This is a genomic window from Rarobacter faecitabidus, assembly GCF_006716265.1.
In the GTDB taxonomy this organism is placed as follows: Bacteria; Actinomycetota; Actinomycetes; order Actinomycetales; family Cellulomonadaceae; genus Rarobacter; species Rarobacter faecitabidus.
In genome coordinates, this window is record NZ_VFOS01000001.1 from 69,518 (window position 1) to 92,192 (window position 22,675).

General features: G+C 66.7%; 19 protein-coding genes and 1 pseudogene. 4 read left to right on the forward strand and 16 right to left on the reverse strand.

What is annotated here, in order from left to right:
- Nucleotides 1-26: 26 nt before the first annotated feature.
- Both FB461_RS00420 and lplB read left to right on the forward strand, forming a co-directional pair.
- Nucleotides 27-1,685: an ABC-F family ATP-binding cassette domain-containing protein gene (locus FB461_RS00420; RefSeq protein ID WP_142117932.1), complete on the forward strand. Its 1,659-nt coding sequence runs from the start codon at nt 27-29 to the stop codon at nt 1,683-1,685.
- Nucleotides 1,686-1,757: 72 nt separating this feature from the next.
- A complete protein-coding gene (gene lplB / locus FB461_RS00425) occupies nt 1,758-2,849 on the forward strand; it encodes a lipoate-protein ligase small subunit (protein WP_142117934.1) in 1,092 nt (363 codons plus the stop codon).
- Nucleotides 2,850-2,877: 28 nt separating this feature from the next.
- On the opposite strand, the gene FB461_RS00430 is transcribed toward lplB, so the two are convergent.
- The 12 genes and pseudogenes from FB461_RS00430 to FB461_RS00480 form a co-directional block, all read right to left on the reverse strand.
- Complete coding sequence (locus FB461_RS00430; protein ID WP_142117936.1) at nt 2,878-3,474, reverse strand: DJ-1/PfpI family protein; 597 nt, start codon at nt 3,472-3,474, stop codon at nt 2,878-2,880.
- A gap of 63 nt (nt 3,475-3,537) precedes the next feature.
- Nucleotides 3,538-3,927: a hypothetical protein gene (locus FB461_RS12200; protein WP_246046147.1), complete on the reverse strand. Its 390-nt coding sequence runs from the start codon at nt 3,925-3,927 to the stop codon at nt 3,538-3,540.
- A 142-nt stretch (nt 3,928-4,069) separates the two neighbouring features.
- Nucleotides 4,070-4,327 (reverse strand): annotated as a pseudogene (locus FB461_RS12205) (MFS transporter); the annotation flags it as partial.
- A gap of 9 nt (nt 4,328-4,336) precedes the next feature.
- Nucleotides 4,337-5,041, reverse strand: coding sequence for a glycosyltransferase family 2 protein (locus FB461_RS00440; RefSeq protein ID WP_246045933.1), 705 nt, complete (start codon nt 5,039-5,041; stop codon nt 4,337-4,339).
- A 14-nt stretch (nt 5,042-5,055) separates the two neighbouring features.
- A complete protein-coding gene (locus tag FB461_RS00445) occupies nt 5,056-6,471 on the reverse strand; it encodes a PIG-L family deacetylase (RefSeq protein WP_142117938.1) in 1,416 nt (471 codons plus the stop codon).
- Complete coding sequence (locus tag FB461_RS00450) at nt 6,465-7,511, reverse strand: acyl-CoA dehydrogenase (protein ID WP_142117940.1); 1,047 nt, start codon at nt 7,509-7,511, stop codon at nt 6,465-6,467. The genes FB461_RS00445 and FB461_RS00450 overlap by 7 nt, the downstream gene beginning before the upstream one ends.
- Nucleotides 7,508-7,855, reverse strand: a complete 348-nt coding sequence (locus tag FB461_RS00455; RefSeq protein ID WP_142117942.1) for a PRC-barrel domain-containing protein — start codon at nt 7,853-7,855, stop codon at nt 7,508-7,510. The genes FB461_RS00450 and FB461_RS00455 overlap by 4 nt, the downstream gene beginning before the upstream one ends.
- Nucleotides 7,842-8,261: a hypothetical protein gene (locus FB461_RS00460; RefSeq protein ID WP_142117944.1), complete on the reverse strand. Its 420-nt coding sequence runs from the start codon at nt 8,259-8,261 to the stop codon at nt 7,842-7,844. Before FB461_RS00460 ends, FB461_RS00455 begins: the two co-directional genes overlap by 14 nt.
- Nucleotides 8,258-9,487 carry an Nramp family divalent metal transporter gene (locus tag FB461_RS00465; protein ID WP_142117946.1) on the reverse strand — a complete coding sequence of 410 codons (1,230 nt, stop codon included), beginning with the start codon at nt 9,485-9,487 and terminating at the stop codon, nt 8,258-8,260. The genes FB461_RS00460 and FB461_RS00465 overlap by 4 nt, the downstream gene beginning before the upstream one ends.
- Complete coding sequence (locus FB461_RS00470; protein WP_142117948.1) at nt 9,484-9,984, reverse strand: hypothetical protein; 501 nt, start codon at nt 9,982-9,984, stop codon at nt 9,484-9,486. The genes FB461_RS00465 and FB461_RS00470 overlap by 4 nt, the downstream gene beginning before the upstream one ends.
- 6 nt (nt 9,985-9,990) lie before the next feature.
- Entirely contained in the window at nt 9,991-10,929 is a 939-nt protein-coding gene (locus tag FB461_RS00475) for an SDR family oxidoreductase (RefSeq protein ID WP_281282053.1), read from the reverse strand.
- 117 nt (nt 10,930-11,046) lie between these two features.
- Nucleotides 11,047-11,748: a class I SAM-dependent methyltransferase gene (locus FB461_RS00480; RefSeq protein ID WP_142117950.1), complete on the reverse strand. Its 702-nt coding sequence runs from the start codon at nt 11,746-11,748 to the stop codon at nt 11,047-11,049.
- A 71-nt stretch (nt 11,749-11,819) separates the two neighbouring features.
- Here FB461_RS00480 and FB461_RS00485 point away from each other — a divergent pair, with 71 nt between their 5' ends.
- The gene (locus tag FB461_RS00485) at nt 11,820-12,392 is read left to right on the forward strand and encodes a helix-turn-helix domain-containing protein (RefSeq protein ID WP_142117952.1); all 573 of its coding nucleotides are present in this window, start codon (nt 11,820-11,822) and stop codon (nt 12,390-12,392) included.
- Here the strand turns inward: FB461_RS00485 and FB461_RS00490 are convergent.
- The 4 genes from FB461_RS00490 to FB461_RS00505 all read right to left on the reverse strand — a co-directional run bounded on the left by FB461_RS00490 (nt 12,367) and on the right by FB461_RS00505 (nt 20,788).
- Nucleotides 12,367-14,508: a glycoside hydrolase gene (locus tag FB461_RS00490; protein ID WP_142117955.1), complete on the reverse strand. Its 2,142-nt coding sequence runs from the start codon at nt 14,506-14,508 to the stop codon at nt 12,367-12,369. The two genes, FB461_RS00485 and FB461_RS00490, sit on opposite strands and share 26 nt — an antisense overlap.
- A gap of 81 nt (nt 14,509-14,589) precedes the next feature.
- Entirely contained in the window at nt 14,590-17,724 is a 3,135-nt protein-coding gene (locus FB461_RS00495; RefSeq protein ID WP_142117957.1) for a ricin-type beta-trefoil lectin domain protein, read from the reverse strand.
- Nucleotides 17,725-17,987: 263 nt separating this feature from the next.
- Nucleotides 17,988-18,974 carry a hypothetical protein gene (locus tag FB461_RS00500; RefSeq protein ID WP_142117959.1) on the reverse strand — a complete coding sequence of 329 codons (987 nt, stop codon included), beginning with the start codon at nt 18,972-18,974 and terminating at the stop codon, nt 17,988-17,990.
- Nucleotides 18,975-19,210: 236 nt separating this feature from the next.
- Entirely contained in the window at nt 19,211-20,788 is a 1,578-nt protein-coding gene (locus tag FB461_RS00505) for a S1 family peptidase (RefSeq protein ID WP_170222524.1), read from the reverse strand.
- 248 nt (nt 20,789-21,036) lie between these two features.
- Here FB461_RS00505 and FB461_RS00510 point away from each other — a divergent pair, with 248 nt between their 5' ends.
- Nucleotides 21,037-22,587: a DUF7059 domain-containing protein gene (locus FB461_RS00510; RefSeq protein WP_142117963.1), complete on the forward strand. Its 1,551-nt coding sequence runs from the start codon at nt 21,037-21,039 to the stop codon at nt 22,585-22,587.
- Nucleotides 22,588-22,675 lie beyond the last annotated feature (88 nt).

Sequence of the window (22,675 nt, forward strand, 5' to 3'; positions counted from 1 at the left end):
CCCGCGCCACCGCCTAGGCTGAAACCATGACTGCCCGGCGCGAACTGATCTCGGCCCGCGACCTCGGTTTCGCGTATCCGTCCGCCCAGATCCTGACGGGCGTCTCGTTCCACCTCGTCGAGGGCGGCCGGATCGGGATCGTCGGCGAGAACGGGGCGGGAAAGACCACGCTCCTGCGACTGCTGGCGGGCGAGCTTGAACCGAGTGCGGGCACAGTCGCCGCGCGCGGCACGTTGACCTATGTCCCACAGGACCTCGACCCGGGCGATAGGACCACCCGGGACCTCGTCCTTGAATCCCTAGCCGATGTGCGCGCCGCGGCCGCCGAACTTCAGGAAGCGATGGCGGACTTCGACCATCTCACCGGCGATCTGACGGAACTAGCCGCCGTCACGCGGCGGCTCGAATGGCTTGCGCCCTGGGATTCGGAACGCCGCACGCAGCAGTATCTGACCCGTCTCGACGCTCCCGCGGAGCACGACCGGCGGCTTGACGGGCTCTCCGTGGGCGAACGCTACCGGGTCAGGCTCGCCTGCGCGCTGGCTCGCCGCGACGACGTGCTGCTGCTCGACGAGCCCACCAATCACCTCGATGACGCCGCGATCGACTTCGTAACCGGCGTCCTACATGACTGGCCCGGCGCTGTCGCGATGGTCACTCACGACCGCAAGCTGCTGGATGACGTCGCGACGCAATACCTCGACCTCAGCCCGTCCCGCACAGGCACCCCGCAGTGCTACGGGGCCATCGGCTACGAGCGATTCCGCCAGGCCCGCGACACCGAACTCGTCCGATGGCGCCGTCAATACCAGGCGCAGCGCAGACGCGAGGCCCACCTGGAGCGGGTGCGCGACCGATCGTACGAGGGCCTCTCGGACGAATGGCGCCCGCCCAAGGGCAGCCAGAAGCACCGCCGCGGAACCCGCGCACGCACCCACGTCAGGGCCGCCGACCGTCAACTGGAACGCATTGAGGCGGATTCGATCCCCGTTCCCCAGCCGCCGCCGGAGTTCGCGCTGCCCGCCTTGCCCGCGCACCCGCCAGGGCAGGATCGAGCGCGGCCGTTGCTGCGTGCGGTGGTCGACCGTCCGCTCGGAACACGCGGCGGCTCATCGATCCTGTCGGAACTTGTCGGCACCCCGCTTGAGATAGCCGCCGGTGAGCGGCTGCTCGTGACCGGGCCCAACGGCTCGGGGAAATCGACTCTCCTGCGCCTGCTGGCCGGGCAGATCGTGCGTGACCAGGTCCGCCTGGAGCGGGCGGAGGGAGTTCGTGTGGGAGTGCTCGTCCAAGACGGCCCGCTACGGGAGCCCGAATCCTCCGCGACGACGGGCGAGGACGAGGCCACCCGAGAGGTCTACCGGCTACTCGCCGAGGGCGGGCTGGATCCCGCCGAGATCGTGCCCGCCTACTCGACCGGACTGTTGGCGCCGGAGCAGATGTCGGTCCCGCTGGCGGAACTCTCGACCGGGCAGCGGCGCCGCTTCGAGTTGATCCGGGCGCTCATCGCCGCGCCGCACATCCTGATCCTGGACGAGCCGACCAACCACCTCTCCATCGACCTGGTCGACGAGCTCAGCGCGGCACTTCGCGAGACGCCAGCGGCAGTGATCGTGGCGAGCCACGACCGGCGGCTACGCGCGGACTTCGCGCACTGGCCGCGCCTCGAGCTCGGCTCCGGCTAGTGCCTGCGGGCGTAACGCACGTCACGCCGATCCCCGTCTGAATCGCCGAGGCGTGGGCGTAGGCTCGAAATCATGCGTGGTGAGTACAAGGTTCCCGGCGGGAAGCTCGTGGCCGTCGACCTCGATGTGACTGGCGACCGGCTCGTGGACGTGCACGTCAGCGGCGATTTCTTTCTCGATCCGGACGAGGCGCTCGCCGTCATCGACCGGGCTCTCGTAGGGCAGAGCGCAGACGCTCCGTCGGGCGCGCTCGCCGCAGCGATCACGGAGGCCATTGCCAGAGCCGAGCAGGATGCGGCGTTCGGCGTGCCGGTGACGATGGTCGGCTTCGACGCCCACGCGGTTGCGATGGCGGTGCGCCGCGCGCTCGGGCATGCCTCGGGTTGGCAGGACCACACTTTCGACTTTCTCGACACGGGCACGATGCCGCCGCCCTGGCACGCCGCGCTGGACGAGGTCCTCGGCGAGGAGACGGCAGCCGGGCGGCGCGGGCCGAGCCTGCGCTTCTGGTATTGGGACTCCGCAGCCGTCGTGATCGGCTCGTTCCAGTCGCTGCGCAACGAGGTCGATGCGGAGGCGGCACGCGAACTGGACGTCGAGGTCGTGCGGCGGATCTCCGGGGGCGGGGCGATGTTCATGGAGGCGAACAACTGCATCACGTTCTCGCTCGTGGTGCCCGCCTCACTGGTGGATGGCATGAGCTTTGAGCAGTCGTATGCCTTCCTGGACGATTGGGTGCTCGAGGCACTCGGCAGCGTCGGGGTGCAAGCGCGCTACGCGGGGCTCAACGACATCGCGTCCCCGGCGGGGAAGATCGCGGGCGCCGCGCAGAAGAGGTTCGCGCCGCGCGATGGCGGGCCGGGCGCGGTGCTTCACCACGTCACGATGGCCTACGACATCGATGCGGACAAGATGCTGCAGGTACTGCGGATCGGTCGCGAGAAACTGAGCGACAAGGGGACCAAAAGCGCCAACAAGCGCGTCGATCCCGTCCGCTCGCAGACGCACCTCCCCCGGGACGAGGTCATCGCCAAGTTCCTCGACACCTTCCGCGCTCGCTACCCGACTGTCGACGGCGAGCTGACCGCGGCCGAGTTGTCGCGCACCGACGAACTGATGAGATCGAAGTTCCGCAGCCCGGAGTGGACCGCCCGAGTGCCGTAGTGGATCTCGCGCGCAGCGGCCCCGCGATCTACTCGCCCTCTGCCTGCCAGGCGTAGTCCATCTGCCGGGCGACCCTGGTCGGCAAACCGGGATCCGCCAAACCCGTGAGGTGAAGCGCCAGATCGATGCCGGCCGAGATGCCCGCAGAGGTGAAGATTCGCCCCTGCTGCACCCACCGCAGTCCCCCGACCACGGTCAGGCCGGGGTAGCGAGCGGCGAGTTCGGCCTGGTCCTCCCAGTGCGTTGTCACGGTCTGGTTGGTGAGGATTCCCGCTTCGGCCAGCAGGAACGCGCCCGTGCAGACGGAGGCCACGATCGGTGTGGACGAGCGCTCGGCGATCCATTCGATCACGCGCGGGTCTCGTTCAACCTCGGCGGTGACCCCACCCGGGACCAGCAGGAGGCTGAACGGCGGCGCATCGGCGATGGTCGTATCGGCCGTCAGTTTGAGCCCGCCGCGAGCCACGACGACCGCGCGCTCCGGGTAGGCGGAGACGAGCGTCACCTTGATTGCTTCGGGGTCGCGGTCCTTGCCTTGCAGGCGAGCCGCCACCGAGAAGACCTCGAACGGTCCGCAGGCATCGAGGACCTCCACCTCGTCAAAGATCAGGATGCCGATATGCATGAGCCAACCATAGCGAGGCGTTCCGTCCGACCCGGCGACCCTCCTGAACCGGATCGGGCGATATCAACTCTGCGCGCTGGTCGCATGGATGCCGGAACGCGGGCTACGGACGACGCCATAGCCAACGAGCGCGCCGGACAAGAGCGTCAGGGTGAGCGCGGCAAGGGTGATTCCGTGCCGGAACCCGGCGGCCTGCTGCGCACTGAAGTCGGCCGCCGCCATCGAACCGGCGAAGACGGCCGCGAGGATGGTGCCGCTCACGGCGATCCCTATCCCAATGGCGACCTCGCTGGAGGTGTCGACGAGCGCCGCTCCGATGGTGGTGCGATTCTCCGGCAGGCCGCGCATCACGTTCGTGCCGGCCACCACGCCGACCACGCGCATGCCCGCCGCGACGAGGACGAGGGCCACTGCGACCCAGATGTAGCCGAGTCGTCCGAGCGCGGCATACACGGCGAGCCCGCACACCACCGCGCTGGCGCTCAGCCATGCCGTCCTGGAGAAGCCGAATCGGGAGATCGGGGGCGTGATGAGCGCGCAATCGGTCGTCGCTGAACAGCCTGAAGGCGAGGGCTAGCGATCCTGGGGTCGTCATCGCAGCCGCTACGCCCATGACGGCGCGGATCGCGATGAGTTGCCACGCAGTGGTGACGAGGATCGTGGCGGCGCTGGCCAACGCGAGCAGCACGAGCCCGACGAGCATGATCGAGCGCCGTCCGACGCGATCGGCCAGCGGGCCGAAGACGAGCATTAGCCCGCCGAAGGTCACCGCATACGCCCCGACCACCCATTGCAACGTGGTCGTCGAGGCGGTGACATCCCGCCCGATGGTCGGCAGGGCAACATTCAGGATCGAGTTCCCCTAGAGGACCGGTTCGCGGGTCTCGCGGAGCAGGTCGCGATGCAGATATCGCGCGTAACCGTCCGGAGCGCGCGCGTCTCGTCGCCCCGAGGTGAGCACGTCCGCCTCGGCGGAGGCGACCACCGTGATCGCGGGTAGGGCCCGGATGCGGGCAACCAGATTGACGTCCTCGTGCACGCGGTCCCGCCCGAATCCGCCAGCGGCGAGGTATGACTGGGCGCGCATGCCCAGGTTCGCCCCATGAACGTGGCCATTGGGGTGATCGAGGTTCCTCGTGGCCTGCCAGGCGACGATCTGCTCCGCTGACAAGTCGGTAGGATCCGGCCGCACGGTTCCGATCACCAGGTCGGCTCCGCGATTCGCGAGGGCCACCTGGCTGATGATCCAGTTGGGCGGAACCTCCGAGTCGGCGTCCGTGCAGGCGATCCACGTCGCTTCTGGCGGCGCCATCGAAGCCGCCAGCCCTCGGCGTATCCCGTGGGCCCGTGCGGCGCCGACCGAGTTGGCGCGGATGTGTTCGACGCGCAATCCTTCCACGCGGGAAGACTTCACTTGAGCGGCCGAATCGTCCGTGCAGTCATCTAGGACGATGACCACGTCGACACTCATCCCGGCGCGTTGCGCTGGCTGTCGCGCCGCGCCGATCGACGCGATGCAGCGTGGCAGAAGTTCCGCCTCGTCGTGCGCTGGGACGGCAATGAGCACATGCCGGATGGCTCTCACAGGAGGCCCGTCCGCATCGCCACGGAGCGCTCGTCGGTGCTGAACAGGTCGAGCAGGAAGTCCTCTTCGCGGTGCCGGACCATGGGTCGTATCGGCAAGATGTCGCTCACGATGGCGTGCACCTCATCGCCCGAAAGCGGATAGTCGGCTACGGGATGCCGCCAGTGGCACAGCACCAGCGAGCCACCGGGAGCAAGTAGAGCCGAGATTGTGCCTGCGAATCGTTGCAACTCCGCCACCGCCAGATAATATCCGACCTCCGAGATCACGATCGTGTCGAACGATCCGCGCGGTAGCGTCGTGCGAAGATCGCCGACGCGCAGATCCACATTGGTCAGGTCGGTCAGGTTCTGACGGGCGAGGTCGATCGCGACGTGCGACACGTCCATCGCGACCACTGAATCGGCACGCCGGGCCAGGCACCTGGTGAGCACGCCGATGGAGCAACCGATCTCCAGCACGCGGCCGAGGCGCTGATGAGGGAGGGTGGCCATCAGGACGTCGCGTTTGCGTTGCTCGTACCAGCGGTCCGCATACCCCCACGGATCCGCCTTGCGTGCGTAAAGGTCATCGAAGTAGGGAGCGCCTAGGCCCTGCTCCGGGGGTGACGAATCGCTTCCCTCCCGTTCCTGCCTGCCCTGCGCGGGTTGCGGCGCCACGACGTAGACCTCGACGTCTCGGTCGAAGTTCTGCAGGAATCGCGGGTGCAGCATAGCCGAGTCGGCGGGATCATCCCCGATGGGTGCGATCTGGCTCAGATGCGCCGCGATGGCGCGGTGCTTGACCACGGCTTCCCGATCGCTGAGGGTCAGCGATCGGAATCGGTCCCATGGGATGTCCGCGTCGTCGGCGTTGCCCCAGTGCCAGAGCCAGATCGGATACTCGAGCAATTCGGCGCCTAACTCGTCGGCCAGCAGGGCGCACAGTTCCCCCACGATGCGATGGTCTCGGTGCCCGTCCCCCCGCCAGGTGGTGACGATCCTGCTCGCCGGTGGGACGCCCTCGAGCGGCGATCCGCCCGCGGCCACGCGAAGGTCCCGCAACACGGCATCACGGTGTTCGCGAACCTCGCCATCGGGATGCCCGAGAAAGACGGGTTCCAGTTCCGCAGCCAGGAGGAGGGCGGCGCGTCGGCTCTCGTCCATCCTCTGCGCCGTGAGTGCCCGCCGCGTCAACGCGGGCGATCCCGGATGCGAGCCGCCGCCGTCCGTCACGATGACGACCTCGACGAGGTATCCCTGACCGGTCAGTCGGGAGATCAGACCCGCCGCGCCTAGGCTCTCGTCGTCCGGGTGGGCCGCGACGACGAGCGTGCGTCCACCGGGGATCAGCCGCAGGGGCGCGAAATCGGCGATCCTGCGGTCCCACTGGGCAGGTTCGCGGCCTGCCGCGCGCCCGTCGAACGTCACCATGGGGCCGGTCCGTCCGTCACGAGTGCTCGGCCCAGCGCCGCCAGATCGCGCTCGCCGTGATGCTGGCGCACGTAGACCTGCAGGTCGGCGACCCGCTTCGCGTGGTCCTCGTCCATGGTCAAGGGCGCCGGGCCTAGCACATGCGCGCTGGTCGCGAGGACGTCCTCGCACGCGCGGGCTACGACGGCGCGCACCCGTTTGGCGGCCACGCGCATGACCTCGCGCCGGCGGCCCTGCTCGCCATCGACGAGTCCGGCCGCGTGCGCAAGCGCGGTACGGGCGGCGGTCAGCTGCTCATCGATGCGTCCGAGTCCGGCCATGAGGAGGTCCTGGTCGTCGCGCTCGGAAACCGCGGCAAACACGGTTCGCGCCAGACCAACGGCTCCGCCATACCAGCAGGCAGCGACGCCCATTCCGCCCCATTCGAATCCTGGCCGGGTCAGGTACCAGCCCGTGTCTCCCACCGGGCGGCCTGCAACGTTCGCCAAGGCGATGCCCACACTGGGGATCTCGCTCAATCCGCGAGAGACCCAGCGGTCCGTCGACAGCGTAATGCCGCCCGCGCGCAGGTCGATGGCGAACAGCCGGCGCTCTCCCGACGGCACGAATGCCGTGATCAATGCGGCGTCCAGGCGGTCGGCCAGCGAGCACCAGGGCTTGGCGCCGGTCAGCCGCCAGGTTTCGTCTGAGTGGTTGCCCGGCGTCGCGAGTACTCGGCCGGCCGGTCCCTCGGCAGCGAACACTCCCCATGTCAGTTGCGCGGGAGGGACACGGGCGAACTCCGTCACCCCCGCCTGATGCAGGATCGCCAGCGCGTCGAGATGCGGCTCGACCGCGCGTGCCACCGCCAGATCCGTGGCCGCTACGGTGGCCAGGGTCTCCCAGAGCTCAGCCGTTGCGCCCTCGCCCGGCCGCGGGGTGTCGGGCCAGGCGCGTACCGCGGTCAGCGCCTCGTTCACATCGTTGGCGAGGAGGGCGGGTACGGGTCCGCTGGCAGTGCGCGTGACGAGGCGTACGCGCGCGGGCGTCGTCGTGGTCATTGGTCGTCTCCGCTCAGGCTGGGGTCGTAGGCGATGTAGTCCTCGGCGAGGGTGACCACTTCGGGTTCGACCGCTGCGACGTGCGACCACAGAGCCAGGAACGTGCCCTTGTGCCGGCGGCGCAGCAACTGCGCCAGCGGCCAAGGCGCAGTCAGGGACGTGCGTTCGAAGCCCATGAACGACGTGCGCGTGCGAGGACTGACGATGAGCCCCACGAGGCGGAGGCGACCCAGGGCGACCTCATCATCGCCCGGCTCCAGCACGAACCGCGCGTCGACGCAGTGCCCCAGCGTTCGTCCGTTGCCATCTCGGACGGGCCGGTCGAGTAAGTCACTGAGGATCATGCTTTCCTCCCGGGATTCGGGCGATCAGGCGATCGCGTATCCATCGTTCGGTCCAGGTGACATCCAGATCCTCGCCGCGAGTCCCGAGTCGGACTAGGGTTCCTACCTCCGTGACCAGGCTCCACGGAATCCGGTGCCACCGGGAGTCCGGCGCTCGTCCGCCCAGTACGCGGGTCGCGAGCGCCGCACCGCTGAGCAGCGCGTGTACGTAAGCGGGTCGTGTCCCGTCGGCCACGGCACCCGGCCCCGCATCCTCCGCCACCGGACCGACGAGTTCCAGGTCATCCACGGTGGTCACTGGCGCATCATCGACATCGTGCACCTGCCTACTGAGCAGGTGCAGGCGGGCGTCGATGATCCGCCCCCCAGGCGCGGGCGGATGCGGCAGTTCCTGGTTCTTGGTCATGCTCCCGCTCCTGTGATGATCATCAGCGGTATCGCCGCCAGGGATGCCACCATGATGATCACCAGATAGACCATGGCGACGGCGTTCGTGACTCGGCCATTGACGTGCTTGCCCATGTAGCCGGGATCGTTCGCCACGAGGAGTATCGGGATGTATGTCAGCGGTAGCGCGACGGCAGAGAAAACGACCGAGTACTCGGTCACGGCGACGGGGTCGACGCCAGTCAGCAACACCCCGATCGCGATCAGAAGAGCGATGATCATCGTGAGATGGAACCGCGCCGCCTGCGCCGGCTTCCGGAACTTTCCCCACGACCAGCCGAAGAACTGGGCCACGGTGTACCCGCTCGACAGGGAGGTCTCGAGGGCCGCGCCGAAGGTTGCGGCGAAGATACCCAGGATCACGATGACCAATGCCAGTTTTCCGCCCGCCTCCGCGACGGGCAGCACGACCTGCGACAGCGACGAGACGTCGATCCCCGCTGGTAGCAGGACGACCGCAGCGCACGCCGCGATGGCGATGGAGAGCAGTCCGCCCAGGGGGAAACCGATCAGCACGTTGATGCGAGACTGTCCGAGGTCCTTGACCGACCAGCCCTCTTCGACGGCGCCGGAGGAGAAGAAGAAGACCTCGTAGGGCGTCATCGCCGCGCCGAAGAGCGCCACCGCGTAGTACCAGTAGACTGCCGAACCCTCCCCGCCGGGGATCGCGGGGGTCAGCGCCTGCGAGGCGAGCTCCGACCAGTCGGGCCCGAGGAGGAACAGTGCGACCGCGAACACCACGAGGCACAGACCCAGCAGCCCGGTGACGTTCTCCATCACCTGGAACTTCACCCGCCACAGCACCAGCCACACGGCGAACGCTGCAACGGGTATCCACAACTTGGGCTGGATGTCGCTGGCGAGTTGGAGAGCGAGCGCGATGCCGCCGATCTCCGCGGTCAGCGTGAGCAGGTTGATCAGGAATGAGGCGACCAGATTGGCACCGCCCACCCGCGGGCCCAGGCGCTCGCGGATGATCTCGAAGGTGGCCCGGCCGCTGACCGCAGCGACCCGCCCGGACATCTGGGCGAACACGCAGATGCCGATGACTCCGACGACCACCACCCACGCCAGGGAGAGGCCGAACCTGGATCCGACCACTGCGTTGGTGACGAGGTCCCCGATGTCGAGGAATCCGCCAATCGCGGTCAGCACCCCGAGTGCCACCCCAAGGAGTTTCTTCATCGGTCGCCACCGCCCACCGTCGACAGCGCGTCGTCGGCGATCCGAAGCCGGCCGACTACGGTAGCGGGCGCCTCCCCTCGCACCTCGCTCACGGCAGGCGATGCCGCCACGATCGCGCGGGTCGCTTGCTGAACCGCGGAAAGAGCCGCCTGACGGCGGGCATCGTCCTGCTCGGAGGTGACGGCGAGTGCCGCGAGTGATCGCTCGGCATCGTGCGCCGATACCAGCGCGTCGCCGATCGCTGTTTCAGCGGCCGCGTCGGTAAGACGGCGCGCCTCAAGCAGGTCGATGGTGAGCGTCGCGGTAGCGGTCGCGCCATGGGCCTGCGAGACCGATTCCTCGATCACGTCGGGGGCATTCTGGCCGACGGGAGCACAAGCACCCATCAGCATCGCCATGACGATGGCCGCTAGGGCGGGGAACCGTGGCCGGGTCATCTGCAGTTCTCGCTTCTTCGTCGTGGGGACGGCGCCGTCCACCGGCGCCTGCGGAGCCACGAACGGTCAAGGCGAGGGCGTGCCGCCGTTGACGTTGAGCGTCTCACCCAGCACGTAACTCGATTCCGGCGAGGCGAGGAACACGTATGCGGCCGCTACCTCGGTGGGCTGGCCGGCGCGCCCCAGCGGGGTGTTGTGGCCAAACTCCGGCAGATGCTCGATCGGCTGGCCGTCCGAGGGTTGGAGAGGGGTCCAGATCGGACCCGGGGCAACGGCATTCACGCGGATGCCACGCGGGGCGAGCTGCTGGGCAAGCCCTTTGGTGAACGTGTTGATCGCGGCCTTCGTGGAGGCGTAGTCCAGGAGGGTCGCGGATGGCTTGTACGCCTGAATAGATGTTGTGTTGATGATCGAGGAGCCCGCGGGCAGGTAGCGGATGGCCTCTCGGCTCAGTCGGAACATGACCTCGATATTGACCTTGAACGTCGTCGCGATCTGCTCGTCCGTGAGATCGGCCAGGGATTCGATGGCGATCTGCTTGCCCGCGTTGTTGACCAGGATGTCCAGCCCGCCCAGCCCTTCCACGGCACGCGTGACCAGTCCGGCGCTGTAGTCGTCCTCACTCAGGTCGCCGGGCAGGGCCACAGCGGTGCGCCCCTCGGCCTCAATGAACTCGATGATCCGGCGAGCATCCGGCTCCTCGCTGGGCAGATACGACAGGGCCACGTCGGCGCCCTCGCGGGCGAAGGCGATGGCCGTCGCCGCGCCGATGCCCGAATCCGCGCCGGTGATCAGCGCCTTGCGGCCGATCAGCCTTCCGGTGCCACGATACGAATGCTCTCCGAGATCGGCCCGCGGCTGCAGGTCGCGGTCCAAGCCGGGTTCCGGCTGGTGCTGCCGGGGTGGCTCGATCGCGGGATAGCGCGACACGGGGTCCTGGAAGACGAGCTGGTCCACCTGCGCTGCCCGCGCCATGGCGGCCCCCTGGTCTGGCGAAGTGTTCATCGTTAGCCCCCTCGATACTCGATGCGCAACCGGAGAATCACACGCTACGTCGCAATCTTGAGGCCCGCATCCGGTGCGCGCCAGGCATGGCAGTCCGGGTCGATTCGGCGTGTTTCCTCATCGCCGCGTGAGCAGTAGCACTCCGTCGTCGATTTCCGCCTCGGAGCCGTCGGGGCCTGTCGCCATGCGCGGCCTGGTCTCGGCGACGTCGACGTGCCAACTATCGGGCGCGAGGTCGAGCGCGGCGAGGTCTTCGGCCGGGCTCAGGAGGCGATGCGTCTCACGGTCGGGGGAGGTAGCCCACGGCGGGAAGGCCGCGTGCGTGAGGAGCAGGAAATGCCCGCCCGGTGCCACCGTCTCGGCGCTGCGGCGCAGGATCTCAGTTCGTTCCAGGGCGACGGGGGAGTGGAAGAAGCTGGACATGACGAGGTCGAACGGGCGGCCGAACTCGAATGTGGTGAGGTCCGCGGCAATGAACTGGGTGCGGGCGGCGACGCCTGCTTCCAGGGCTGCCGCACGGGCGCGCCCTATCGCTATCTCGGAGATGTCGACACCGGCGACCTGCCATCCTCGCGTCGCCAGCCAGACGGCGTCCCCGCCCTCTCCGCAGCCGAGGTCGAGTGCCCGACCCGCGGGGAGACGAGACGCGATCTCCTCGACGATCGCGTTGGGCTTGCCCGACCAGATTCGATCGGATTGGCCGTAGCGATCCTGCCAGAACTGGGTGGGGTCGCTGCTCGTCTGCGACTCGTCGGCAGATCTGTGGCTACTGCCGCCATGGCCTCGGGTCGCGGGACGCTTGGGCTGATGTGTTGTCATGCTCCGAGTCTCGCCATAAATTGCTTTGGGAGCATACAAGTTTGCTGATATGGCAAACTAAAGTGGTGGCGATGGACGAATTAGCTCTCCTTGGACCGAGGCTCCGGGCGGCGCGTATTGCACGCGACTTGACGCTGGAGGCTCTTGCGACGCGAACGGGTATCTCCGCCAGCACACTGTCGCGGCTCGAATCCGGCAAACGCCAGGCCGGCCTGGAGGTGCTGCTGCCCATCGTCAAACATTTGGGGGTGAGCCTTGATGCCCTCGTCCGCACCACAGCACCCGATCCGCGCGTGCGCCGGCCCATCATCCGCCGCGACGGCATGGTGATTGCCCGCCTGTCGCCCGAGGAATCCCCGACCCAGACGGCCAAGATCACCTACCCGCACCGTGCCGCTCGGCCAACCCCCAAGACGCACACGGGCAGGGAATGGCTCTACGTCCTCTCTGGCCGCCTTCGGCTCGATCTAGGCGGACAAGAGACGATCCTCGAGGTGGGCGAGGCCGCCGAGTTCGATACCCAGATCCCGCACGCCATGTCGGCCACGGGTGGCGGGCCGGCGGAGGTGCTGAGCATCTTCGACGAGGCGGGCGCCCGTCTCCACACGAGGGTCTCGGCTAACGAACCCGAATCGCCCGACTGACGACGCGCACCGTCTTGTAGCCGGGCTTCGCGACCGTCACGCGCAGCGTGATGCGCGCGCCGCGATCCTTGGCGGTCACCTTGAACGTGGCCTTCTTCGCGCCCTTGATCGCCTTTTTCCCGCGCAGCCACTGGTACGTCACCTTCACCCGGGCGACCGCATAGCTACCCTTGTCGGCCTTGAGTTTCTGGCCGACCTTCACCCTCGTTGCGGCCTTCTTGCCGACCAGGGCGCGGGGTTTCTTCTTGACGGTGATCTTGCCATACGCGATCGCGGCGGTGGCGCTACTGGCGTGCACCACCGTCGTCGTGCCGCGTCTCGCGGTCACCCGCACGGCGAGCCGCTTGCCGCGGTCTGCGGCAACAGGCGAATAGGTCGCTCTTGTCGCCCCGCGGATCGCCGATGTACCGCGGAGCCACTGGTACGACAGCGCGGTGGGCGCGATGGAATAGCGCCCAGGCGTGGCGCGAAGAGTCCCGCCCACCCCGGCGGTTCCGGAGATAGCGGGCGCCGCCACGGCGGTCAGTACCGGATCCGGGTCCGGGTTCGCACGGGGCGTGCCCCAGGTCAGGGTGACCATCGAGTTGCCCGGCATCGTGAACGACACGGTTCCCTTCGGCCCGGTCAGGCTCACGAGCCTGCTAGATGCCCCCGGGTTGCCCAACTCCTGGGTGTCGTTGTAGAGCACGGCCGCGAAGGTGCCGTCCGGGTTCTCGAACACGGCATTGCTCACCTCGGTGTCGTTGTTCCCGTTGCCCATGGGCTTGGTGACATCGTCGCTGGCGAGCACGCGCGCACCGGGCTGCACGAACTTCGAGAAGTGCCCCAGCAGGTAGTACCCGACGTTCTTGGTATAGCCCTGCGTCGCATCGTTCTTGACTGTGACGAGACCCGAACAGTTCTGAAACACGCTCACGCCGCCCCCGCTCGGCAGAGGGCCGCCCGACTCGTTGAGCGCGATGTTCCAGAAGACGATCGACTGTGACCAATTGCGCAGGGCGGTGAACAGCGTCCGGGAGCCGTGGTACTCGAGCGTGTCGCGGAACGTGTCGCCGCCCTCGGTTCCCGTGCATTCGGTCCACAGGATTTCCTTGGTCGGGAACCGGTCGTGGAGCAGGGACGAGTTCCCCGCCTTGCCCGGGAATCCCTCATAGCAGTGCAGCGCCGTCCCGGCGACGTTCGCCAGGTGCTGCGTCGCCGCCATCACCTGAGCGGGGTACGCCGGGTTGGCCGAGTTCGAGTCGCTCCAGGAAGCGTCGTTCCAGCCCTGGGAGGGGATGTCCCAGTTGTGGTCGTAGCCCAGGATCCTGGTGCCGAGCCCTGCCGCGGTTAGCGAGGACGAGAGTTTCTCGACAACGCGGATCTGCTGGTCCGCGCCCATGAGGAGGCCGGGGTAGGCCGGATTATGGAGCGGTTCGTTCTGCACGGTTAGGTAGTCGATGGCAACGCCCTTGGCGCCGTATGCCTGCACTACCCCGCGCAGATAGTCTGCGTAGTCCTGCTCGTGATTCAGCATCAGCGCATTTGCGGGGATCGAGCCGAGCAGACTCCCGCTCTGCCGGAACTGCGCGGGAGGACTCCAGGGCGATCCGATCACGGTCATGGCGCCGCGCAGCGCGGTCGCCTGCTTGACGAGGTCGATGCTGTCCTGGTCTCGGCTCACATCGATGGTGGTGCCGTTGAGATACGTGTAGAACGCGTTCTCGCCGCTCAGGCCGCGCGGATCCACGAAGTCCGAGGCCCCTATCGGCTGGCGCAGGATGGACAGCCCGATGCCGTCGGTCGGGCTGAACAGCTCCGTCATGAGTTGACTGCGCTGCGCGGGATTCAGCCGCATCACGTTCGAGGTGGCGGAGTCGGTGAATGATGCCCCGAAGCCCGTGATCGCCTGGAGCCGCTGAGCGGGGTCGTAGTTGACCACCACCGCGCCGTCGGTTGGCGCGCCCCAGTGCAGGTCGGCCTGCCGAGTCAGCCTGTTCGCGGAGGAGGACGAGCCCTCCGTCAACCACACTTTTACCGTCGCATCGTCGCCGCTGGCGGACGCCGAGGGAGCGCCGACCGTCACGGTTGCGGCGAGTACGAGGGAGGCGCAAAGCGCGGACGAGCGAATGCTCACGAGGCTCTCCTTTGAGTCAGCGCGGTCCTTCTATGGTAAGCGAGTCGCGCAGATCGGCCTCGCGTTGCCGGCCGGTGCTCGTCAGCGGATGACCTTCAATCCCGTCTTCCTGGTGGTGGAATTCACATTGGCGTCGCCGGAGTAGGTGGCGGTGATCCTGCCCGCAGTCCTCTTGGACTTCGCCTTGATCTTCACGGTCGCGATGTATCTGCCAGCGACCTGACGGACTTTCCCCGTTGCCAGTTTGCGCTTTCCGACCTTCAGCGTCACCTTTCCCGTGACGGCGACACCGCTCGGAGCGGTTACGCGCACGGAGATCCTTGCGGCTCCGCGGGTACGTATGCCCTTGTGGAACCTGCCCTTGCTGATTTTTACGGACGAGATCTTCGCCGTCGCCTTGCGCACGTTTACCGTGCCAATGGTCGTGATGGTTGTGCCCGTGGCGGGAAGATACGTGAGCTTCAGCGGCTGCTGACCGCCGCGATTCGCGCGCGGTAGCCGGAATTCCGCGGCGCCCTGGTGCAGGGACGCAGATGCCTTTCGCCCAGCGAAGTCCAGCGTCACGCGCCCACCCGCAGCCGAGTTCGCTTGCGTGATAAGCACGCGAACGCGTCCCGCCTTGCCGACGCGGGTGGCCAGTCCGGACGCGACGATCTTGATGGTGCTCGTGGCCCAGGTGGTGGTACCCGTAGCCGTCTCGGTGGTCTTCTCTGCCTGGATCGATGAGTTGGTGCCGTTGGTTCCGCCGGTGCCCGGGTTGGTTCCGCCGGGATCACCGTCGCCCGTACCGGGTTCCTGATCGCCGCCGCCCGTACCGGGATCGGTGCCGCCGCCGCTGACGACGGTGGTGCCCCAGCGCTGATTGTCGTTGCCCGGACTGCACTCCCAGGTCTGCAATTGCACTGTGGAAGTGGTGTCGCCATCCGTCAGATCCAGGCATTGCGCGGCGGAGCGGAGAGCTATGGTGCCGTCCTGATTCACATCCCACTTCTGCTCGTTCTGGCCGGTGCAGTACGCGAGGAACAACTTGCTGCCGTTCGCCGCGGACTGCGAGGAATCCGCGGCGCGGTACGCGACGCATTTGCCGCCGAGCCGCAGCGATCCGTCACCCGCCCGCAGAATCGCCGACGCGCCGGCACAGGGGATCGAGCGGACCGGCGCGCCGAGAGCGGTGCCGTTGGTGGTTCCGACGCATCGAGTGGGTGCCTGCGTGGCATAGATGGTGGCGTTGCCGGTCACAGTTGTCGAAGGGACGAGCCATCGTTGCCCCGCCGCGTCCGAACAGGTCGCGAGTTCTACCTCGACGGCGTTCGCAGTGGAGTTTCCTGGGACGGTCAGGCATAGCCCCGCGGGTGAAGTGATGCGCTCACCGGAGACGGTCCACGCCTTTGTGCGCGAGGCGGTGCAGTCGTAGAGCGCAGCCTTGGCACCCACACTATCGGCGGCGGTGGTCAGGCATTTGCCGCGGATCCGTAGCGTCTTGTCGGTGCCGGCCCGATACTGCCAGCGCTGCCCCTTCGGCGTGCCGTTGCAGTCGTACTGCTGGATCGCTGTGCCATTGTCTTTAGTCTCCGAGCCGGAGCGCAGATCCAGGCACTTCGCGGACCCGAGGCCCACGATCGCGCCGATTGGTCCGTCGGATTCGCTGACCTCGGGATCGGCGGGTTCGACCGGCGAGGGGGTACCCCAGGTGAACGTGGCGATCGTATTCGCGGCCAGCTGGCGCTTGATCGACTTGCCGTCGAACGAGATCCGCACGTCCTGGGGGCCGCCGCCGTTGTGAACGACCACGGCATAGGTGCCATCCGGATTCTTGAAGGCGACGTTTTGCACGGCGCTCGATTCCTCGGACGATCCGACACGAACCGCGCCCTGCTGGACGAACTTAGAGAAGTGACCCAGGAAATAGTAGGGGGCCCCGCGCTTGTACGCCGAGTTGGAATCGATGGTGGTCAGTGCTGTGCAGGTGTCGCAGATGTTGTAGCCGCTGGGATAGGGGCCATTGTTGCTGTCCAGCGCCAGGTTCCAGTAGGACAGCGAACGCGACCAGTTGCGGAGCGAGGGGATCGCAACCACGGACATGTGGTACCAGATCGAATCCTTGAATGTGTTGTCGCGATTTGCTGATTCCGTGCTGGAGCATTCTGTGAGGAAAGTGTCTTTGTTCGTGAAGTTGTTTCGCACCTCGGACTGCTTGGACGCGTCGATGATCGGCCTTCCGGAGTCATAGCCGCCCACACCGGGCTTGTTGACCGCATAGCAGTGCCACGCGGTCCCGGCGACGCTGCTCCCGGCCTGCTGGAGGACCGTCGTGGGGTAGCTAGGTACGTCCCAATTGTGGTCCCAGCCCAGGATCTTCGTGTTCAACCCCTTGCTCGCGAGTTGTGGCGCGAGGCTATTCGCCACTCGCGCCTGCTGAGCGGCGTCCATAATCATGCCCGGGTAGGACGGCGCAAACTGGGGCTCGTTCTGGATGGTGATGTAGTCCAGGTTGGCGCCGCGGTCCTTGTACTGCTGTGCGACTTCGGCGAGATAGGAGGCGTAAGTCGCCTCCTTGTCGCTCTTGAGTGAGCCGCCGACGTTCCCGAGGATGGAGTTGTTCTCCCGCATCCAGCCGGGGGCGCTCCACGGAGTGCCGACCACCACAATGCTGGGATTGATTTGCTTGGCTCGTACGACGTTCGCAATAGACGGGTTATCGGCACTGATATCCACGTTGCCTGCTTGGTTGTCCTGATAGGTGTAGAACACGTTGCCCGTCGCGGGAACCGTGCTCCGGATTGCGGGAGCGATGTAGTCCGACGCGCCAAGCGGCTGTCGCAGCCAGGTGAGCCCGATGCCGGCCGAGGAGGACGAGGACTTCGTAAACATGTCGTTGAACCACTCGGTCTTCTTCGATTCCGAGAGTTTGTTGACAACGTAACTTGAGGAGTCCGTGAACGAGGCACCGAAGCCGACGATCGACTGGTAGGTCTGCGACGCATTGATGGAGATTTCGACGCCGCCGGAGTTGCTTCCCCACGTCAAGTCTGCCTGCTTGGCCAGGCGTGCTCCCGAGGAGTTGTCGGCCTCGGTCAGCCACACAGACACAGAGCCGTCGGCGGCCGCTGCCGGGGTCGTGGCGGGCGCGACGAAGCCCAGCGGCAGCACGAGGGTCAATCCCACGGAAATGCCCAGATTTGCAAGCGAGCGCGAGCGGCGTGACCTAGTCCTCATTCAGAGATCCTCCTCGATCTTCCGATACGCACCTCCGCCGCTGACAACGTTGTCCGCGCAGGGAGTGCAGGCCCACGATACCAATGGGCGCGAAGTCCCGCCACCGCAGTGGTGGACGTGGGGCTCCAATATGACCGCGGTGAGAGTAAATGGCCGTATTGCAACGTCAGGGGTTCAAAGGTGGCTCCGCGCGGCCAAAGGGTGAAGTTATTGCCTCATCGATGCCGGACCATCCGAAGCGCGACTTTTCCGATCAAGCGGAATCAGTCGATGCGGGTGCCGTCGGCGTCGAAAAGTGCGCTGACGGGTTCCGACTCGTCGCTCGAATCGCTGGCCGAAACCAGGTAAACGATGGGTCCGGTATCGTCGGCAAAATCCTCCGCCGGCAAGGCCGAAACACTGAGGTAGGCGGGATCGCTGCCGTTCTCGCCGAAGTAGTCCTTCCGTGCTTCCGCCACGACGGCACTGACGACGTCGCCATCGATCACTTCGGGGTCAAAGGCATGCGTTGCGGTGGACAGACGACCGCGAGTCAGGCCCAACTCGATCCGGTCCCCGGCAGTGGTGCCGCCGCCGGACAAGTAGGCGTACGCATAGTCTACGCTGTCGCCAGAATCGTCCTCCCCGGACGGGAAGATGCTCGCGGACAGCGCGGCCAGCTGAACCTGGGAGACTGCGGACGCATCGGATAGGCCTACCAGGGAAGCGATCACAACATCGGGCAGGCCGGCCGATAGCAGACCCAGAACCGGGTCCACCTCGAGGGCGCCGGGAATCGTGACGGTCGCGGAGGCGCCGTCTTCGATTGGTTCGACCTCGTCGGGATCGTCGAAGTAGTAGTCGACATTGTGGGTGGCGCCGTCGGACGGTTCATCGTCGAAGATCTGCGAAAACGTCTCGGCCCCCGTGGCATCCTTGACCCGATCGACGAGGGACGTCCTGATGGGCCACAGAATCAGCGCGAGCACGATGAGCCACGCCAGGAAAGCGAGACCGGGATGGTTGCGCCTCGTCGATGCCGCCTGCACCCCGGTGGGAAGTTTCGCGTCCGGATCCCCGTAGCCCGCGTTCTGCAGCATGACGGCGGTGTAGTCCGTTTCCTCGCGACGCCGGCGGTTCGCCGCTGCGAACACCAGCGCGATGCCGATCACCAGATGGGGGACGAACGTCAGGTCGTCCGGTCCCCACAATTGACCGACGATACCGCCAAGAATCAACGCCCAGGCAACGCCCCTCACGATTGATCGCATTCGACCATGCTACTCATCAATCGGATATTCGCGCGGCGCCTTCGAGGTGAGCCATCGTCCTCGTTGCCGTGCCGCGATGCCACCCCAGCGGTCCTGGATGCTGCCAGAATCCGCGCCCCGCCCCTCAACCCACGCCATAGCAGCGAGCCGGGGTGCTGATCGGCACAGGTGTCCGATCAGCACCCCGGCTCGGGTGGTCGATGCTCGGCGGCTAGTCCCACCGTCAGGGGAGGTGGTTACCTACGCCACCATTTCTGGTTGGCTCCTCCGCTGCACTCCCACAGTTGTAGTTTGCCTCCCTGGCCGCCCCAGTCCTTCACGTCAACGCACTTGTTGGCGTGTACGTTGACGAGATCGCCCGCACCATTAAGCGTGAACTTCTGGGCGATGTGGCCGTTGCAGTTCATGAGCTGGACCTCGGTCCCGTTGTGCGTCCAGGCCCAGCGGGCATCGAGGCACTTGCCATTGATGCGCAGGGTCCCGTCGGGGTGGAAGGACACCTTCTGCGCGTTGGTTCCGTTGCAGTTCCAGACCTGCAACTGCTTGCCGTCGGTGAAGTCCGAGTTCGGCACGTCGATGCAGTTGTTCTGGTAGCCCTGAACGTAGGAGGTCGTCACGTCGGTCGAGGTCACGAGCGACAGTTTCCACTTGTTCAGCACCGTGTTCACGGGCTGATAGAACGAGCGGCAGTTGTTCGTGTCCATGTTGGATCCGGACGTGATGCCCTGGGCCTGATCGTTCCACACGTACGCGCCCCCAGAATCGCCACCGAGCGCGCAAGCCGAGGTCTCATTCAACGTCACGATGTGGCCGTTGCCGTAGTTGACGCTCACGTCCTTGCGCAGCAGGTAACCGCAGGTCCACTTCGTCGTGCGTCCCGACTTGCACATATGCGCCCCGACGGCCGCCTCGTTCGAGCCCTTGATGTCGACGCCGCCGCCACCGTTCCAGTGCGTGACGCGGCCGCGTCCATTCCAATCGCCGTAGTTCTTGGCCCACGCGGCGTCAATGCCGTCGCCGAACTGAGAGGCTTCGACCGTTCCGATCTGGCCGCCGGTCATCTCCGTCTTCAGGATGTGCCCCTTGCCCTCAACCGCGCAGTGCCCGGCCGTCAGGAAACCGCCGTAGACCGGGAACGCGAGCGTGCATCCCGACAGTGCATCGCCGCCCCAGTAGTCACGGACGGGCACGATGACGTCGTCGCTGACCGTGATCTCATACGTGCCTGCGGTAAGGCCTGCGGCCGTGGCGGCAGCCTTTGCGGCCTTCTTCGACCTGGCCTCGATGACCACCTTGTTGGTCGCGGGATCGACCCACCAGGAATTGACATTCTTGATGTCCGAGGGTGCGTTTTTCGAGATCTTCGTGGCGCGCTTCTTCAGCGTGGTCAGGTTCGACTTGACGATCTTGGGCGTCGCGCCCGCTTTCTTGACCACCTTGGCGGCCTTCTTCGTGGTCACGCCAACGACGATCTTCTTGCCGTTCTTCGAGATCCAGAGGCCGGCGAATTTCTTGCCGAGTTTCTTCTGCAGGCGCGGTTCGAGTTGGCGCGCCTTCTCTTCGAGCTTGATGCGTTTCTTCGCCTGTGTCTTCGTGATCTTGAGATCTCGCACTATCGCCGCCAGGACATCGCCGTCCTGCGACTTTGAGGTGGCAGCTACGGATGTCTTGGCGGAACCGCTTGATGCCTGGACTGTAGCGGCGGCCACTGGTGAGGCACTGTTGGCGCTGGCGGCACCGAGAACGCTTGCGGCACCGAGGGCACCGACGAGGGCGAGCGCACTGAACAGCGCGCTGGGCTTCTTACACTTCACGGGATGAACCTTTCCGGACTCGGACAGTCCACACTGACTGACCGATCGTTGGGGACATGGACGTCTATGGCACATCGAGTGCCGCGGACGCGGGTGTGCGGCAGACCCAGGGCTCAACGCTGAACCACCGGGCCACGCACGCATCACACTAACGCGATTGACCGGCGTGCGCGCGTTGAACCGACATCGTTGTCGTAGCTTGCCCGGATGTCCGCCGGACCGCCTCCCGATGCCCATACGCTGGAGCCATGACGAGCGCCGCTTCGCAGCTTCCACTGACCGTCTCGCGTCCCCTCATCGCGGCACTACGTGCCGATCTGATCGCTGCCGACTACCGAGTCGAAGCCATCGGCAGGCTCATCGGCCCCACGGCGGACGCAGCGCTTCACCGTGAGCAGTCGCTGCCTGCGCTACGCGCGGCGCGCGCCGAACCCAGCCCGCTGGCAACGCTCCTGACTTGCTTCATGCTGGGGGTGCCGGTGCCCACGCGTGATCTCGATGCCGCGCTACCCGCCCTCGGGTCCGCTGGCGCAAGTGAGCTGGGGTTGGTGGCCTCGATCGACGGTGAGAGCCTCCCGCTCGTGGATTTGCGCCCGTATGCCGCCAGGGATGCACTGGGGGACGTCGACTGGTGGATCGCGTCGGATCTCTCGGAGCTTGCGACGGGACAGCCCTTGCGGCCCGATCATGTGCTCGGCGCTGGCGGGGCGTCCCTGACCCTCGCCGGCATCACCGTCCGCACGCGCGTCCGGCGCACCCTCGACGTGGGCACGGGGTGCGGGATCCAGGCGCTGCACGCCTCGCGGCACAGCGATCATGTCGTGGCGACCGACATTTCCGCGCGCGCCTTGAACTTTGCCGCCTTCAACCTGGCATTGTGCGAGGTGGGGAACGTATCGCTGCGGCTCGGCTCCCTGCTCGAGCCGGTGATGGACGAGTCCTTCGACCTCGTCATCTCGAACCCGCCATTCGTGATCACCCCGCGATCGGGTGACGCGATTCCCGACTACGAGTATCGCGACGCCGGACGAAGCGGTGACGGACTCGTCGAAGAACTCGTCCAAGCCCTGGATCGCGTCCTCGCCCCCGGTGGCACAGCCCAGATGCTCGCCAACTGGGAGCATCACGAGGGCCAGCCGTGGCGCGAGCGAATCGAGGGGTGGCTCGCCGGCAGCCCCCTGAATGCACTGGTCGTTCAGCGCGAGGTCCTGGATCCGGCGCAGTACGCCGAGACCTGGCTGCGCGACGGCGGCCTCACTGCGGACCGCGACCCTGGCCGGTGGCAAGCGGGATACGCGGACTATCTGGACGACTTCGCCCGCCGGGAGGTGCGCGCAATCGGCATGGGGTTCGTGGCGCTGAGCCGGCCCATCACCGGTGCTCCGGCGCCGTGGCGCGAGCTCATCGAGTTGCCCGGCCCCGTCACCCAGCCGCTGGGTCCCGCGATCGCGGCGCGGCTGGTTGCCAGGGACTGGTTCGCCGCGACCAGCGACGCTGAGGTGCTGGCCACCGCGTTCGTCGTGGCATCCGACGTCACCGAGGAGCGCTACTACCGTCCCGGTTCCCCGGACCCCTCGGTGATTATGATCCGCCAAGGCGGCGGGTTCGGCCATCACGTGCAGATGTCATCGGAGGTTGCCGGCGTCGTCGGCGCGTGCGACGGAGAACTTGCGCTGGGGCAACTCGTCTCTGCGGTCGCCGCCATCACCCAGCAGGACGCGGGCGCCCTGCTGGCACAGGTGTTACCGGAACTCAATGCGCTCGTCGCCGATGGCCTGCTGGTGACTGCCGCGCCGTGAGGCCGGGGTCTGCTCCCGCCGACATCAGTCCTCACATCTGCTCCCGCCCTGTCTGCTCCTGCCGCATCAGCCCCTGCCGACACCGGTT

What these genes read in the sequence shown, in the direction of transcription:
- FB461_RS00475 (WP_281282053.1), bottom strand. Translation starts at nt 10,929, where the DNA reads ATGAACACTTCGCCAGACCAGGGGGCCGCCATGGCGCGGGCAGCGCAG.
- FB461_RS00445 (WP_142117938.1), bottom strand. Translation starts at nt 6,471, where the DNA reads ATGGTGACGTTCGACGGGCGCGCGGCAGGCCGCGAACCTGCCCAGTGG.
- FB461_RS00450 (WP_142117940.1), bottom strand. Translation starts at nt 7,511, where the DNA reads ATGACCACGACGACGCCCGCGCGCGTACGCCTCGTCACGCGCACTGCC.
- FB461_RS00455 (WP_142117942.1), bottom strand. Translation starts at nt 7,855, where the DNA reads ATGATCCTCAGTGACTTACTCGACCGGCCCGTCCGAGATGGCAACGGA.
- lplB (WP_142117934.1), top strand. Translation starts at nt 1,758, where the DNA reads ATGCGTGGTGAGTACAAGGTTCCCGGCGGGAAGCTCGTGGCCGTCGAC.
- FB461_RS00460 (WP_142117944.1), bottom strand. Translation starts at nt 8,261, where the DNA reads ATGACCAAGAACCAGGAACTGCCGCATCCGCCCGCGCCTGGGGGGCGG.
- FB461_RS00430 (WP_142117936.1), bottom strand. Translation starts at nt 3,474, where the DNA reads ATGCATATCGGCATCCTGATCTTTGACGAGGTGGAGGTCCTCGATGCC.
- FB461_RS00495 (WP_142117957.1), bottom strand. Translation starts at nt 17,724, where the DNA reads ATGAGGACTAGGTCACGCCGCTCGCGCTCGCTTGCAAATCTGGGCATT.
- FB461_RS00420 (WP_142117932.1), top strand. Translation starts at nt 27, where the DNA reads ATGACTGCCCGGCGCGAACTGATCTCGGCCCGCGACCTCGGTTTCGCG.
- FB461_RS00465 (WP_142117946.1), bottom strand. Translation starts at nt 9,487, where the DNA reads ATGAAGAAACTCCTTGGGGTGGCACTCGGGGTGCTGACCGCGATTGGC.
- FB461_RS00500 (WP_142117959.1), bottom strand. Translation starts at nt 18,974, where the DNA reads ATGCGATCAATCGTGAGGGGCGTTGCCTGGGCGTTGATTCTTGGCGGT.
- FB461_RS00480 (WP_142117950.1), bottom strand. Translation starts at nt 11,748, where the DNA reads ATGACAACACATCAGCCCAAGCGTCCCGCGACCCGAGGCCATGGCGGC.
- FB461_RS00485 (WP_142117952.1), top strand. Translation starts at nt 11,820, where the DNA reads ATGGACGAATTAGCTCTCCTTGGACCGAGGCTCCGGGCGGCGCGTATT.
- FB461_RS00510 (WP_142117963.1), top strand. Translation starts at nt 21,037, where the DNA reads ATGACGAGCGCCGCTTCGCAGCTTCCACTGACCGTCTCGCGTCCCCTC.